This window comes from Azoarcus sp. CIB, assembly GCF_001190925.1.
In the GTDB taxonomy this organism is placed as follows: Bacteria; Pseudomonadota; Gammaproteobacteria; order Burkholderiales; family Rhodocyclaceae; genus Aromatoleum.
This window is the reverse complement of sequence record NZ_CP011072.1, coordinates 3,199,259-3,213,775: the sequence shown is the minus strand read 5'-3', so window position 1 is coordinate 3,213,775 and position 14,517 is coordinate 3,199,259. Positions and strand designations below refer to the sequence as shown.

General features: G+C 62.7%; 18 protein-coding genes. 6 read left to right on the top strand and 12 right to left on the bottom strand.

What is annotated here, in order from left to right; translation table 11 throughout:
* Positions 1–54 precede the first annotated feature (54 nt).
* From AzCIB_RS14250 to AzCIB_RS14230, 6 genes are all read right to left on the bottom strand, one after another.
* Positions 55–723 carry a DUF6064 family protein gene (locus AzCIB_RS14250; RefSeq protein WP_050416502.1) on the bottom strand — a complete coding sequence of 223 codons (669 nt, stop codon included), beginning with the start codon at positions 721–723 and terminating at the stop codon, positions 55–57.
* A 483-nt stretch (positions 724–1,206) separates the two neighbouring features.
* Positions 1,207–1,707, bottom strand: coding sequence for an RDD family protein (locus AzCIB_RS14245; RefSeq protein ID WP_232299228.1), 501 nt, complete (start codon positions 1,705–1,707; stop codon positions 1,207–1,209).
* 70 nt (positions 1,708–1,777) lie between these two features.
* On the bottom strand, positions 1,778–2,767 hold the full coding sequence (locus AzCIB_RS23860; RefSeq protein WP_083447026.1) for a WD40 repeat domain-containing protein: 990 nt from the start codon (positions 2,765–2,767) through the stop codon (positions 1,778–1,780).
* A 190-nt stretch (positions 2,768–2,957) separates the two neighbouring features.
* Positions 2,958–3,350 carry a transposase gene (locus tag AzCIB_RS24475; RefSeq protein WP_232299443.1) on the bottom strand — a complete coding sequence of 131 codons (393 nt, stop codon included), beginning with the start codon at positions 3,348–3,350 and terminating at the stop codon, positions 2,958–2,960.
* The gene (locus tag AzCIB_RS14235; protein ID WP_198149534.1) at positions 3,302–4,471 is read right to left on the bottom strand and encodes a transposase; all 1,170 of its coding nucleotides are present in this window, start codon (positions 4,469–4,471) and stop codon (positions 3,302–3,304) included. The genes AzCIB_RS24475 and AzCIB_RS14235 overlap by 49 nt, the downstream gene beginning before the upstream one ends.
* A gap of 140 nt (positions 4,472–4,611) precedes the next feature.
* Entirely contained in the window at positions 4,612–5,202 is a 591-nt protein-coding gene (locus AzCIB_RS14230; RefSeq protein ID WP_050416499.1) for a hypothetical protein, read from the bottom strand.
* 138 nt (positions 5,203–5,340) lie between these two features.
* On the opposite strand from AzCIB_RS14230, the gene AzCIB_RS14225 reads away from it, so the two are divergent.
* From AzCIB_RS14225 to AzCIB_RS14200, 6 genes are all read left to right on the top strand, one after another.
* Positions 5,341–6,336, top strand: a complete 996-nt coding sequence (locus tag AzCIB_RS14225) for an integron integrase (RefSeq protein ID WP_050416498.1) — start codon at positions 5,341–5,343, stop codon at positions 6,334–6,336.
* Between the two features lie 283 nt (positions 6,337–6,619).
* On the top strand, positions 6,620–6,922 hold the full coding sequence (locus tag AzCIB_RS14220; RefSeq protein ID WP_050416497.1) for a c-type cytochrome: 303 nt from the start codon (positions 6,620–6,622) through the stop codon (positions 6,920–6,922).
* Between the two features lie 7 nt (positions 6,923–6,929).
* Positions 6,930–7,331, top strand: a complete 402-nt coding sequence (locus tag AzCIB_RS14215) for a twin-arginine translocation signal domain-containing protein (RefSeq protein ID WP_050416496.1) — start codon at positions 6,930–6,932, stop codon at positions 7,329–7,331.
* 40 nt (positions 7,332–7,371) lie between these two features.
* Positions 7,372–8,919 (top strand): FAD-binding oxidoreductase, encoded by a 1,548-nt coding sequence (locus AzCIB_RS14210; protein WP_050416495.1) that lies wholly within the window; start codon positions 7,372–7,374, stop codon positions 8,917–8,919.
* A 9-nt stretch (positions 8,920–8,928) separates the two neighbouring features.
* Positions 8,929–10,371 carry an aldehyde dehydrogenase family protein gene (locus AzCIB_RS14205; protein WP_050416494.1) on the top strand — a complete coding sequence of 481 codons (1,443 nt, stop codon included), beginning with the start codon at positions 8,929–8,931 and terminating at the stop codon, positions 10,369–10,371.
* 157 nt (positions 10,372–10,528) lie between these two features.
* A complete protein-coding gene (locus AzCIB_RS14200; RefSeq protein WP_050416493.1) occupies positions 10,529–11,458 on the top strand; it encodes a SphA family protein in 930 nt (309 codons plus the stop codon).
* Between the two features lie 12 nt (positions 11,459–11,470).
* Here the strand turns inward: AzCIB_RS14200 and AzCIB_RS14195 are convergent, their stop codons facing one another.
* From AzCIB_RS14195 to AzCIB_RS14170, 6 genes are all read right to left on the bottom strand, one after another.
* A complete protein-coding gene (locus AzCIB_RS14195; RefSeq protein ID WP_050416492.1) occupies positions 11,471–12,436 on the bottom strand; it encodes a Vgb family protein in 966 nt (321 codons plus the stop codon).
* A gap of 23 nt (positions 12,437–12,459) precedes the next feature.
* Positions 12,460–13,080 carry a histidine phosphatase family protein gene (locus AzCIB_RS14190; RefSeq protein WP_050416491.1) on the bottom strand — a complete coding sequence of 207 codons (621 nt, stop codon included), beginning with the start codon at positions 13,078–13,080 and terminating at the stop codon, positions 12,460–12,462.
* A 74-nt stretch (positions 13,081–13,154) separates the two neighbouring features.
* Positions 13,155–13,598 (bottom strand): OsmC family protein, encoded by a 444-nt coding sequence (locus AzCIB_RS14185; RefSeq protein WP_050416490.1) that lies wholly within the window; start codon positions 13,596–13,598, stop codon positions 13,155–13,157.
* Positions 13,599–13,611: 13 nt separating this feature from the next.
* Positions 13,612–13,809 (bottom strand): hypothetical protein, encoded by a 198-nt coding sequence (locus tag AzCIB_RS14180; protein WP_018990247.1) that lies wholly within the window; start codon positions 13,807–13,809, stop codon positions 13,612–13,614.
* Positions 13,806–14,045 (bottom strand): VF530 family protein, encoded by a 240-nt coding sequence (locus AzCIB_RS14175; RefSeq protein WP_050416489.1) that lies wholly within the window; start codon positions 14,043–14,045, stop codon positions 13,806–13,808. Before AzCIB_RS14175 ends, AzCIB_RS14180 begins: the two co-directional genes overlap by 4 nt.
* The gene (locus tag AzCIB_RS14170; RefSeq protein ID WP_050416488.1) at positions 14,042–14,503 is read right to left on the bottom strand and encodes a MarR family winged helix-turn-helix transcriptional regulator; all 462 of its coding nucleotides are present in this window, start codon (positions 14,501–14,503) and stop codon (positions 14,042–14,044) included. Before AzCIB_RS14170 ends, AzCIB_RS14175 begins: the two co-directional genes overlap by 4 nt.
* Positions 14,504–14,517: the final 14 nt, after the last annotated feature.

The following is a 14,517-nucleotide window of genomic DNA, read 5'->3' as shown; positions in this document are numbered from 1 at the left end:
GTTCAAGGGAGGGGGCTTGGCGTGGCTTAATGCGCCAGGCCCCGCGCCGCAGCGTTAACCGGCAGATTCATCGACAGACCGCCCGGCCGAGACCGAAGCCTTCGATCTGGCCAGAAGCACCAGGCCAAACACGCCGGCAACAAACAAGGAAAAATCTTGAGGTACCCCGAGCAAGAATGCAGCCTGAGCGCCGACGAAGCACCACAGTACCGGCACAACGAAAGGGCTTCTCGGATAGCTTGGCACGAGGAACGCCAACAGGCCGATAGTGAATAGCGTGGTTGGGCAAGGCAGGCCAAAGGTTGGCATGTACGGGTAGGAATGCCCGGCGTACCAAGACCAGAGCGGATAAACGACGAGCGCGAAAACCACCAGAGCCAAACCAACAATTGAACGAGCGCCTCCTTGCCACGAGAAGCGAAGTCGGCGCCGGACGACCCCCTGCCACAGAAAGGTCAATGCGCCCGCAAATGACGCTCCAGAAAACACGTAAGCAAGCGGATTGATACGCGAGAAGAACGCCAAGTGGTATGCAAGCGCTAGCCACGCCCACAGGACCCCGAGAATGCCCGCGATCACCACGCCGGACCAGGTACGCGGCCAGATCACAAGCGTAAGTGCCGTAACCGCGAGAGCGAGCAGAAGCACTTGCGCTGGCCATACCGCGTCATTGTATGCACGGAAGACCTCGTAGAACTGCTCAGCGGAAAACGGTAGGGGCATGGGTGCTGCTGGCTAGCGTGGAAATAACTGGACTGCAAAAGCGCAGTTCATCACGTCCGGTTGATTGCAGGTTCAGGCATGGAGCACGCTATTGATGAAAGATACAGCGAAGGGCGCGACATACCAAAGCACAATCGCTACGAATGCCAAACGAAGAAGGCCAACAAGCCCTCGCACAATTCGAAGGGAATGCTGCTGCCAACGATAGACACAGTACGGGCCACCGAACGAGACCCAAAAAGCTGGCCCGACGATGCTAAGCGCGACGATCCATTCTGACACGCTGGTCGGGTGAATCGTCACTGTACCGAGACCGGCGCATGCGAGAGCAAACCAATACGGCGACCAATGCCTTCTCTGGAGCGAAACGCCAAGAGTTTTGGGTTCGATATCCATGAGTGCCTAACCTAGAGTTAGCCGGCGCAGCGCCCAGCGACCGAAGAGAGCGGGGCTGAGCGCCATGTAAGGCTTCACGGGGGATGATTAATTGAAGCTCACTGGGTCTGGACCCCTTTTCGCGCTGCGGATAACGACCGTTCCAGCGAGTTTGTCGTGCCACCCCTGCTTCTTACGATCGAAGGCTACCCAAAGGATGCCAAGGCCGAAAGGAACGGCTGAAACTATGTATGCGAAATAGCGTCCGACAAGTTGGCCTGGTGAAGCGGCCTGGCCTGATGCTGCGTCGACGATTCGCGCGGAGATTGCCATTTTTCCCGGAGTGGCCTGCTTCATGATCCAGAACGTAATGATTGCAATTGCCGGAAGGACCCATGAGATCAGGAAGTCGGCCGGCCCCGCAACGATGCCAGATTGCTCTGCATCAAAGTAACCCCAGCCGTAGATTCCGATGAGTGCGGGAAAGGTTATAAGCATTAGTAGCAGTGTGTCGATTAACGTAGCCCCAGTACGCGCCCAAAACCCTGCGTATTCCAGTTCAGTATTGTCCAAGTCGTTTTCTCCTTCGCGATAATGTGGATCGTTCATGCTTAACGTGCTAGCTCAGGGGCGCGCCGCTTGCGGCGCGTCCCTTGGAGCGGCGGGTTAGGAATCGGCTTCACTGCAGCGACGCGCGGTAAATAGTCCCGTCCTTTCCACCAACCAAAGCCACCGCCCCCGTCCGAGATACTGTTAGCGACGAGATTTCCGTGGGCACGATCTGCTCCTTGACGAGTTTTCCTGTAGCCACGTCCCACGTAAGCAGCCTTCTGTCCTGCCCGCCCGATATGACGCGTCGCCCATCTGGAGAAAACCGTATTGCTCTGACGTCCATGGTGTGCCCGGTCATTCTCCGAAATTCAACGCCGGTAGTAAGCTCCCAGACCACTAGAGTCTTCCGATCGATACCGTAGGAAACCGCGAGATTGCTGCCTATCGCCATGGCAAGTGGCCCGCCTTTGTATGCTTTGCTTTGGATGGCCGACAACTGCTTACATGTCGATAAGTCCCACGTTCGGATGCTTTTGTCTTGGCTAGCAGAGATGGCATTCTTACCGTCATTGAAGAAGGCCACACTTGTCAACGCGTACATGCGCTCATGCCCGATCAGCTGGCATATGGATTTCCCTGTAGCGCGATTCCAAAGTATCAACGCGCCCCCTTGACCCGCAGAGAGAATGGTATCGCCTCGCGGAGATACCGAAACGGCATTGATCCCCCATGGATGTTCTAGGAGCCGAATTGCGCTACTCAGCGTCTTCAAATTCCAAATCTCGACGGCCTTGTCTTGGCCGCCTGAAACAGCAAAGGCTCCGTCGGGAGTGAATTTCACATCAAAGGTCGGGTAGAGATTAGCAACGTGGTGTGCGTTGAAGTGCGCCAGTTCCTTATTGGAGGCGACGTCCCAGAATCGGATTCCATCGCTTTCGCTACTAGATAGGACTTTCGTTTCATCCGGCGAGAACGCGATTGCTGTTACCCACGCTGCATGGCCGCGCAAGATCGGGGTTACATCGTCTGCTGCAAGCGACGATTGCGTAACAGCGACAAGCGCCACGACAAACAGCGATGTACGAACGTTCATTCCGAAGATAGGAATGTCGGTCATATCGAGATCCCCAACGACGGTGTAGGAAAACCCGATTTCCGGGCAAGCGATCGGTGTCGGCGATAGCCGACGATGTCTTGTTCGTCATTTTGCGGTCCGGATCAGCCTGAGTCCGTCATGCGTTCGGTTTCCGTCGTTCGCGCCCGGTGCTCCCGTATGCGTAGCGGCGTGCTGCCGTGGCGTGCCCCGCTCATTGTGCATACCCGTGGTGCGCCAGCTTCTCGATGTTGTGCACCAGGCAGTAGAGCTTCCACTGCCCGTCGACCTTGCATCGGCCGCGCAATGTGAAGCGATGGAGCCGCTTGTTGTTTCTCAGATTGCCGAAGACCGGCTCGACGGTGGCAAAGCGCGCGGTGATCATGCGCTTGCCGGTGTCGGTGTCGATCCGCCGTTTCATCCGCTCGGTGTGGCTCTCTTCACTGGCGCGCTTGCCCTGGAAGAAGGCGACCTGGCGCGTCTTGGTCTTGTCGGGGGTGCGCAGGCACTGGTCGCGCAGCACGCACGGCACGCAGTCGCGCTCGGCGCCGCGAAACTTCATCGCCGCATAGCCGTTAAAGGTGCAGTTCGAGCCGTTCGAGTACAGCTTCTTGCCGGCCGGGCAGACGCAGTGCGAGCCGTCGTCGGCCAGCGTGAAATCGGCAGGCCGGAAGCAGCGCGTCTTCTTGTCCGCCTTCCGTTTGTCCCACAGCGGATCGGGCTGTGACTCGCCTGCCCGGCATATCGGGCGTCTCGGCTGCGGTATTCGTTGTCGCAGACGTAGGCGTCGATGCCGGCGTCGGCCAGCGCCTTGAGGTTCGCTTCCAAATGGTAGCCCGCGTCGGCACAGATCGTCGTGTCGGGCGTGCGGAACGGCGCAGTCGCCTCGACCACCGGCAGGAGCTGTTCCTGCTCGGAGCCCGTGCCGTGCGCCTGGGCGTCGACGACGATCTGGCTCTTCGCATCGACCGCGGCCACCCCGGTGTAGCCCTGGATCACGCCTTTGCCGGTAGCCATCTTGGCCGACTCATTGTCGGTGCGATTGCTCAGCCGCGGTTTGCCTTTGGCGCTGCGCCGCTCGTCGGGATGCGCGTCCAGCCTGGCGCGGATCTTCGCCGCTTCGGCCTTGAGTCGTTCCACAGTATGCGCCGCGCGTGCGGCCTCGGCGTCTTCGCCGTTCATGTCGGCCGTGGCGTGGCTGACCATGATGCGCTTGACCGCCGTCTCCATCTTGTCGGCCTCGCGCATGAAGTCTGCACGGGTACCGCTTCTGGCCTTGCTCGCGTTGGCCGGAAGCTTCACCCCATCGATGGCAAAGAGTTCGCGTCCGATCAATCCTTGCCGATCGCAAATCATCAGCACCCGGGCAAAGATCCGGGCCGCTTCGTCACCGAGTTCGGCGACGAAGCCGGCGATCGTCGTGAAGTGCGGTGCGCTGTCGCCCGAAACCGCCATGAACAGCACGTTGTCGCGGCAGGCCGTAGCGATCGCACGCGAACTCACCAACCCGCGCGAGTATCCGAGCAGCACGATTTTGAGCAGCACGGCCGGTGAGAACGCCGGCGCGCCCGTCGTGTCATTGCGGCAGCGCGCGTGTAGCCCCGAAAGATCGATCTCGTGGTCGACCAGATGACAGAGTGCGTGCTCTAAGCTCCCCGCAATCACCTGCCGGTCGAAGTCCACCGGGATCATCTTGAGACCATAGTCGGGCGTCTTGAAGCGGGGCATCGCGGAACTCCGGGAGGCGTCGCCGAATTATACCGGAGGCATTGGCGTGTGCGCCGCGGCCGGGGTTTTTCTACAGCCTCAACGTTTGAATTCACCGGACCTTGCGCGGCTTTATGCGCAAGGTCCGGTGGAATGAGGGGTTAGGCATTTTCTCGCCCTTTGACACGCTCCTTGCGCCACTGTTCGAGCAGCTCGGTGTTTCCTGACGCCACTTGGATAAGCATTTGCAGTGACAGGACTGCACCGGGAACAATGCCTTCTTCATCAATTTCCTGCCCATCGAAGCCTGGATTGGTCGGAATCTCGACATTGACGACCCACCACACGCCGATCTTGCGTAGTAGCGCTACAAGAGCATCGAACTGAGCCTCGTGGGCAGACTCGACCTGCCCCGTAACGACGGCGAAGAGCTGGTGAGCGAGTAGATTGCGTGTTTTCTTAAGCTGCTCGAAGGTTGCCAAGTCTTCGTTATCTATAGCGTCGTTCTCGCGCAGCCATTGAAGAGATGCATAGAGCGGGCTCTTATTTTTGGATAAGACCTTGGATCGGTACTCGGGCTCGACAGTCGGTCCATTCTCATCAAACCCGTTCGTGTAGTAACCACGAATGTCGTCCACAACAGAGTCCTTAAGGATCTCAAACGTAGTGATAAACATCGTCGCCAAAAAGAGAGATGGCCTAACCACATCCGGGTCTAGAAACCGCTCCCACTGGTCAGCAGTGTCGCTCATAAAATGCCTAACGTATGGTCGACACCAAGTGTCGGCGTAAAAGTGTTATTGGACATGGCGGATAAACCGGCAACGGCTGGCAAGTCATTGGTCTAGCAGGTATCATGTGTATATCCATACAGCATACTGTCCGATAACATGGATCAAGGCCTTTCTTCTGTCGGTTCGACTGCGCCGCGCTTGCTCGATCTTGTTCGGGATCGGCTGCGCCTCAAGCACTACAGCCTGCGTACGGAGCAGGCGTATGTTGGTTGGATCAAAAGATACATCATTCATCACGGTCGGCGCCATCCAAAGGACATGGGAAAGCGGGAGGTTGAGGCATTTTTGACCTCTCTCGCAGTGGAGCGCGACGTGAGTGCGGCGACGCAGGGGCAGGCTTTGTCAGCGATCCTGTTCCTTTACCGGGAGGTGCTGGAGCAGCCCTTGCCGTGGCTGGATGAGGTGACGCGGGCGAAGCGGCCGGCGCGCTTGCCTTCGGTGATGTCGCGCGAGGAAGTGCAGCGATTGATTGCGGCGGTGGATGACCCTTTGCTGGGGTTGATCGTCTCGCTGTTGTACGGGACGGGCATGCGTTTGCTCGAAGGGCTGCGCTTGCGGGTGAAGGACGTCGACTTCGGGCGCGGCGAGATCGTGGTGCGGGAGGGGAAGGGCGACAAGGATCGCGTGACGATGTTGCCGGGGAGCCTGACCGAGCGCTTGCGCGTGCAGGTTTCTGTGGTGCGTGCGCTTCATGCGGCGGAATTGCTGGCGGGCCGGGGGGATGTCTGGTTGCCGCATGCCTTGGCGACGAAATATCCGTCGGCTGCGACTTCGTTGGGGTGGCAATACGTGTTTCCGGCGGCGGGGCTGTCGGTGGATCCGCGCTCGGGGGCGGTGCGGCGTCATCACGTCGATGAGAAGCGGGTGCAACGGGCGGTGAGGGCGGCTGCCGCGCGTGCCGGGATCGTGAAACCGGTGAGTCCGCACACGCTGCGGCACTCCTTTGCCACTCACGTGCTCGAGGCCGGCTATGACATCCGCACGGTGCAGGAGTTGCTCGGACATGCGGATGTGTCGACGACGATGATTTACACCCACGTCTTGAACCGGGGAGGGCGCGGTGTGCGGAGTCCGCTCGACTTGACGGGGTGAGCTGTGCGGGTGTCGCAATTTCAGACAGTGTCTGAATTTGCGAATCGCACGGTACCTGCCGTGTCGCGCATGGCGGGGCCCGGCGTGCGGGTCAGTTTGCGGTGGGGCGGTGTCTGTATTTCAGACACCGCCCCGTTTCATTTTGGCCGGGCGCTTTCCGCTATTGCGTGCTGCAAGTGCTTGTAAAAAAAGATTTAAGGCCCGTAAGGCGAAAGCAGGCATTGCTCTTGCTGTGATTCGTTTGGAGACGTTTGAAATCAAACAATCAGAAGGGGCGCAAAAGATGCGAACGAGAGCGTGGGCCGGGTGCCTGGGGGTGTTGACGTTGGCGACTGCGGCGGGAAGTGCGGTCGCGGGGCAGTGGCGTGACGGGGCGGAGCTGTACCAGAAGGTGTGCGGCCACTGTCACGAGGCGAACGTCGGGCCGGTGCTGAAGGGGCGCGGCCTGCCGCCTGAGTACATCCAGCGTGTCGTGCGCATGGGCAACCGGGCGATGCCGGCATTTCGGCCGACCGAGATCGACGATGCGACGCTGGCGGATGTCGCGCGCCGGATCAGCACCGGTGCAGTGCTGGCGCGGGAGTGACCCGATCATGGACAGGCGGAACTTCCTGAAAGGCATGGCGGGGGGCGGAGCGCTGGGGCTGGCGCCGGTGGCAGCCTTGGCGGACGTTTCGGCGTTTCCGGCGGGCGAGCGGCGGGGCGTGATGCTACTCGCGCAGGGCGACCTGCCGCAGGCGATGGCGATTGCGCGCGGGATTGCTGCGGGGGTGGGGGCCAGCCCCGTTGCGGTGGATGCGCGGCAGCTCGGCACCTATGCAGGCATCACGGAGATCCTCGACCGTGCCGCGGGGGCGCGCGTGATCGGGGTGATGGACGACGCATCGGCGGTGATCTTCCAGCAGATTGCCGCGGCACGCGGGGCGGGGCTGGTGATGGATACCCACCGCCGTGTGGGTACGGCGAGCCTGGTTTCCTTCGCGATCAATACCTGACGCAGTGCGCGGCAGACACAAATACAACGGAGACAATCGAATGGGTTCGAAGAGCAAGGCGCTGCCCAAGGGCATCAGTGCGGCGGAGTTCGACAAGGCGGTGCGCGAGATGCGGGCGATCGTGGGCGACGAGCACGTGCTGGTCGACGAGGAGAAGCTCGCGCCGTATCGCAAGATCATGATGCCGGTGCCGGACGAGCAGCACGAGCTGTCGGCCTCGGTGATGCCGGATGGCGTCGAGCAGATCCAGCGCATCATGAAGGTGGCGAACAAGTACCGCGTCCCGGTCTATCCGATTTCGACCGGCAAGAACCTCGGCTACGGTTCCGCTGCGCCAGTGCAGCGCGGGCAGATCGTGATGGATCTGCGGCGCATGAACCGCATCATCGAGGTCGATCCCGAGCTGTGTACGGCGCTGGTCGAACCGGGCGTGACTTACCAGCAGCTTTACGACTATCTGCAGGAGCACAAGCTCCCATTGTGGTTCTCGTGCCCGGCGCCGTCGGCGATCGCGGGGCCGGTGGGCAACATGGTGGACCGCGGCGTCGGCTACACGCCGTATGGCGAACACTTCATGTTTTCGTGCGGCATGGAGGTGGTGCTGGCGGACGGGCAGGTGCTGCGCACCGGCATGGGGGCGATGGAGAACTCGAACACCTGGCAGGTGTTCAAGTGGGGTTACGGGCCGACGCTGGATGGCATCTTCACGCAGTCGAACTTCGGCGTCGTGACAAAGATGGGGATGTGGTTGATGCCGGCACCGCCGGATTTCCGCCCCTTCTGCATCCAGTACCCGAACGAGACCGACATCACCAAGATCGTCGAGGCGCTGCGTCCGCTGCGCATCGCGATGGTGATCCCCAATGCGGTGGTGATCGCGCACACGCTGTGGGAGGCGCCGTGCACGCCGGTGAAGCGCGCGGACTATTACACCGGGCCGGGTGCGATTCCCGATGACGCCGTGAAGAAGATCCAGGCCGACCACAACATCGGCGCGTGGAACGTGTACGCGGGGCTCTACGGCACGAAGGAAACCAACGACGCCAACTGGAAGATCATCGAGGCCGTGGCGGCCGGCACGGGCGGCAAGATCATCACGCAGGAGGCGTCGAAGGGCAGCAAGGCGCTGGAGTACCGCTTCGACCTGATGAAGGGCAAACCCAACCTGGGCGAGTTCGGGCTGTACAACTGGCGCGGGGGCGGCGGCTCGATCTGGTTCGCGCCGGTGTCGCAGGCGAAGGGTTCCGAGACGCTCAAGCAGATGCAGATGGCCAAGACCATCCTCGGCAAGTATGGCTTCGACTACGTCGGCGAGTTCATCGTCGGCTGGCGCGACATGCACCACGTGATCGACCTGCTCTATGACCGCTCGAATCCGGAGCAGATGGAGAAGGCGTATGCGTGCTACGACGAGCTGCTGCATACCTTCGCGAAAGAAGGCTACGGCATGTACCGCGCGAACACCGCCTTCGCGGAGAAGGTCGCGGCGACTTACGGGCCGGTGAAGCGCGACGTCGAGAAGCGCCTGAAGAAGGCGCTCGACCCCAACAACATCATCGCGCCGGGACGGTGCGGCATCAGCCTGTAAGGGGGAAGCATGAAGGAATACAAGCTGTTCATCGACGGCGAGTGGGTGCCGTCGTCGACCGAGACGATCCTGGACGACATCAATCCGGCGACCGGCGAGGTGTGGGGGCGCGTGCATCAGGCCTCGGCCGCGGACCTGGAGCGGGCGATCGCCGCGGCCTACCGTGCGCGCGAAAGCTGGGGCAACACGCTCGCCAACGAGCGCGAGGCGATCCTGCTGCGCGCGGCGGACGAGCTGCAGAAGCGCATTCCCGAGGTCGCGGACGTGCTGATGGACGAGGCCGGCTCGACCTTCGGCAAGGCGATGTTCGAGGCGTCCTTCGTCGTCAATCTGCTGCGCAGCGCCGCGGGCGAGTGCCGCCGCATCACCGGCGAGACGATGCCGTCCGACAGCCCCGGCGTGTTCTCGATGAGCGTGCGCCGGCCGCTGGGCGTCATCGCAGGCATCGCGCCGTTCAACTTCCCCTTCCTGCTCGCGACGAAGAAGGTGGCGCTGGCGCTCGCGGCGGGCAATACCTTCATCCTGAAGCCTGCGACCTATACGCCGGTGACCGGATTGAAGATCGCCGAGATCTTCGAGGCGGCGGGGTTGCCGAAGGGCGTGCTGAACGTCGTGCCGGTGCAGGGCTCGGTGTTGGGCAACAAGTTCGTCGCCGATCCGCGCGTGCGCATGATCACCTTCACCGGCTCGACCGAGGTCGGGCGCGAGCTGTCGGCGGAGGCCGGCCGGCACTTCAAACGAATCACGCTGGAGCTCGGCGGCAAGAGTCCGCTGATCGTGCTGAAGGACGCGGACATCGATTACGCGGTGAATGCGGCGGCTTTCGGCATCTTCCTGCACCAGGGGCAGGTGTGCATGGCGAACTCGCGCCTGATCGTCGAGGCGCCGATCTTCGATGCCTTCTGCGACAAGCTCGCGACCAAGATCAGCGGCTTCAAGGTGGGCGATCCGCGCGATCCGCACACGGTGATCGGGCCGCTGATCGACCGCAAGCAGTGCGCGGTGCTCGACCGCCACGTCGCCGACGCGGTCGCGAAGGGCGCGAAGCTGTTGTCGGGCGGCAAGAGCGAGGGGGCGTTCTACCAGCCGACCATCCTCGCCGGCGTGACGCCCGACATGGTCGTGTTCCGCGAGGAGAGCTTCGGCCCGGCGGTGTCGGTGATCCGCGCCGCGGACAGCGAGGAGGCGCTGCGGCTCGCCAACGACTCGTGTTACGGGCTGTCGTCCGGCCTCATCACCAACGACCTGCAGAAGGCGTTCGACCTGTCGCTGCGGCTGGAGGCGGGGATGGTGCACATCAACGACGCCTCGATCATGGACGAGCCGCACGTGCCTTTTGGCGGGGTCAAGGACAGCGGCATGGGGCGCGAGGGCGGCCATCACTCGATGGACGAGATGACCGAACTCAAGTGGATCACCGTGCAGATGGGGAAACGGCAGTTCCCGTTCTAGCGAGAGTGGAAGGCGTCTCGTAGGGCGGAAAAGCGCAGCGCCTTCCGCCACAGGGCGGTGCAGAGCTGACCATGCGGCGGAAGGCGCCTTTGGCTTTTCCGCCCTACGAGTGCAATGACTTGACGGGATTTGCAGAAATAATCAGGGAGGAGACAAGATGAAAATGAGACAGATCAGCGCAGCAGTCGCACTCGCAATGCTCGCCACCGGCAGTGCCGTCGCGAAGGAGGGCGGCGATCAGTATCCGAACGGCGTCGAAAACTGGTTATCCGGCGCGGCGCCGCCGCCTGGGAATTATTTCCTCAACTACGTCGGCCACTACCGTGGCGAGCTGCGCGACGGCGATGGCGACAAGGTACCCGGCGCGTCGGTGGATGCGTGGTTCGACGCACTGCGTTTCATCAAGATGACCGACACGAAGGTCCTGGGCGGCGACTGGGGCATGCACCTCATCGTGCCCCTCGTGCATCAGGAGGTTAAGCTCGGCGGTGACAGCAAGACGGTGACCGGGCTCGGGGACATCACCTTCAATCCGCTCATCATCGCCTGGCACACCAAGAACCTGCACTGGTTAGTCGCGCTCGACCTCAACATGCCGACCGGAAAGTACAAGTCAGGCGAACCGAGGAAAAGCATCGGAGCGAACTACTGGAGCCTCGAGCCGATCTTCGCGGCGACCTGGCTGTCGGACGACGGCTGGGAGGTGTCGGGCAAGTTCATGTACAACATCAAGCGCAAGAACAAGGACTTCCGCCTCGCGCCGGGCATGCCCAAGATGGATTACGAGTCGGGCGACGAATTCCACATGGATTACCTCGTCGGCAAGCATTTCGGGCCGTGGGCGATGGGGCTTTCCGGCTACTACCTGAAGCAGACCGAGAACGACAAGCTGGAAGGCGAGACGCTGCCGGAAGTGCCGGGCGTGTGGTCGCGCGGACGCAAGGGCGAGGTGTTCGCGATCGGCCCGAGCGTGAGCTACACGAACAAGAGCGGCACAACGTTCATCGCGCAGTGGCAGCACGAGACCGAGGCCGAAAACCGCTTCCGCGGCGACAAGGCGTGGTTCAAGCTGGTGGTGCCGTTCTGAGGCCTGTGGCGTTCACTGCGTGCGATAGACGGTGAGGTGGTCGGTGCCGGATTCCGGCGCCCACACCTCACCCTTCCGGCCGAGGATCTGGCGGATCGCGGCGTTCGATTCGGGCGAGGGGAAGGATTCGAAGCGTTCGCTCACCGGGTCGAAGCGGTGCATAGCGTTCGCGCCGAAGTCGCTGACCCACACATGGTCGCGCTCGTCGACGTACACCGCATAGGGTTTCGGGCCTTCGCCCGGAATCCGCCATGCACGCCATTCCTTCGTCTTCGGGTCGAATCGCGACAACTGGCCCGACTGCCACTCGCTGACCCAGATCCTGCCTGACGAGTCGGACCACTCGCGCCGGGCGCCCTGGTTCGGCGTCGGCGGCTCGATGACTTCGGCCTTGCCGCTGGCGGTGTCGATGCGCGCGATGTGGCTGCCGGCGAGCGAGGCGTAGTAGATCTCGCCGCCGGGCGTGCTGGCGATGCCGTAGGGGCCGCGGCCGCGCGGGGCGTCGAAGACTTGTACGTTGCCGGTCTTGGGATCGAGCCGCCCGTAGATGCCCGACTGGCCGGTGAACCACAGGACGCCCTTGCCGTCGAAGGCGGCGGTGTTGAGGTTCGCATATCCGCTTTCCGGCAGCGGATAGCGCGTGACTTCGAAGGACTTGGGATCGACACGGACGATCGCGTTGAGCCCGCTGTCGGTGATCCACGGCGCGCCGTCGGGGCCGACGATCACGCCATGCGGGGCGGAGCCGCGACCGAGCGGGATGTGGCGCGTCTTGCCGGTGGCGGGATCGAGGACGCCGAGCGCGCCCTGACGCTGGGCGGTGTACCACACCGGCCCGCCTGATTCGGGGGCGGGCGCGATGTCGTGCGGGTGTGCGCCTTCCGGTACGCGGAAGCGCTCGGTCGTCACTGTCGGTGCGGCGTGTGCAGTCAGCGCGACGCTACAGGCCAGCGCTGCAGTCCATGCTTTCCATCGCATCGTCGCTCCTCCGTCGAATGCCCTTACTGCGTGTTGGCGAGCCGGATCCACTCGTCCGGTGCCACGTGCGCGACGACCTCGAAGCCGCCGCGGCCGTCCGGGCGCAGCACTGCCGCGCCGGCCTCCACCGGCCGCCGGTCGGAGACCAGCTTGAACACGTTTCCATGTGCGACCAGCACGGTGTTCGTTCCCTTCGGCGGCGGGGTGGCCATCAGTCGCTTCGCGGCGTCGCGCAGCGCGGCGGTGCCGCCGGCATGCTCGGCGTGGGTCTCGTTGATCAATGCGCGCGTGACGGCGACCTCGCCAAGTCCGAGCAATCGGGCGGTTTCCTGCGTGCGGCAGAACTCGCTCGCGAGGACTTGGCCGACCGGAATCTTCAGCCGCCGCAGTGCTTCACCGACCTGCCGCGCGGTTTCGCGGCCGGCCGCCGAAAGCTGGCGCATGCGCGTTGGGGCGCAGCTTGCCCAGCCGGCATCCTTCGATTGGTCCGACTGCGTCCAGTCCGTCTGGGCATGCCTGAAGTAGAGCACGTAGCCGCCCGTGCGCAGCGCTTCGATCAGCGCGGGCTCGACCGCACGCGCGGCAGATGGCAGCGCCAGCGAAAGGGCGGCAAGGGCGGCAGCCAGACAGCGCAGCAATGACATCCTCGACTCCGGGAAGGTCGATGGTTCCGCTATAGCACAGATCGCGAGCCTTGCCCGGCGCGGCCGTGGCGGGGTCAGCCGAGGTCGAGGACGATCTCCGCGGTGAGCGAGTTCGCGATGAAGCAGCGCTTGTGGGCGCTGTCATGGATTGCGGTGAGGGCGGCCGCGTCGGGCGCCTTGTCGACGAAGGTGACGCGCGGGGAAAGCGTGATGCGCGTGAGGGCCTGCCCCTTCTCGGTCTTGCCGAGCTCGCCGGTGGGCGTATCGGTGTAGCGGGCCACCGGGAATCCCTTCAGGTCGGCAATCGCGAGGAAGAACAGCATGTGGCAGCTCGCCAGCGCGCTGATCACCATCTGCTCGGGGTCGGCGCAGTCCGGGTCGCCGAGGAAGGCGGGGGACGAGGACATGTTGACCTTCTGGCCGCCTGCCAGGGTGCTGACGTGGTTGCGCGAGTAGGTCTTGGGGTCGGTCGCGTGCGGGGTGCGCGACCATTCGATTGCGGCTGAATGCTGCGACATCGTGTGCTTCTCCTCAGCGATATTTCTGGTAGACCGCCCGCGCGTCGGCGTGGGCGCGGTCGAGCGTGCAGATCGACGGATCGTCGTCGTGAAGCGTGAAGAAATCGTCCGCCTGGGCGCGCATCACCATGTCGATGGCGGCCTGGTCTTCGACGTTGTATTTCTCGGTGATCAGGGTCGTGACTTCATCCAGATGTTCTTCGTAGGTCATTTCGTATTCCTTGCCTGCGAACGGAGCATGTAAAGGTATAGGGACTCGACCTTCTCGCGCGCCCACGGCGTGCGCCTTAGGAACTTGAGGCTGGAAGGGATGCTGGGCTCATGCGTGAAGCAGCGGATGGCAATGTGCTCGCCCAGCGACTCCCAGCCATAGTGTTCCACCAGGCGGGTCAGCATGGCTTCCAGCGTGACGCCGTGAAGCGGGTTTCCGCGTTGTGTGTCGCTCACCGATGTTCCGGGAAGATCTTCTGCAGCAGGCTCACGAGCGTCGTGCGTTCGTCTTCGTTGAGGTGCTCGACGAGCCGCTTTTCGTGATCCTGCACGCGTCGCTTGAGCTTCTTCAGCAGGGCGACGCCGTCGGCTGTGAGCACGAGGGAGTTCGAGCGGCGGTCGTTCTCGGCCGGCCGGCGCTCCACGAGGCCGCGGCGTTCGAGGTTGTCGATGACGGAGACGACCGTCGAGCGGTCGAGGTGGGCGGCGCGGGCGAGCTCGGTTTGTTTCAGTCCGGAGTTCGCCTCGATGATTACGAGGATGCCGAACAGGCCGGGGGTGACGTCGAATTCGCCGAGTCCTTCGGAAAAGTCACGGAAGATCGCGATCTGCGCGAGACGCAGCTGGTAGCCGGCCAGGCCGGGCAGCATGCCGAAGTCGAGCCCTTTTTTGTCCGTCGGTTTTTTTTGTGTCATGGAATGAATATGGG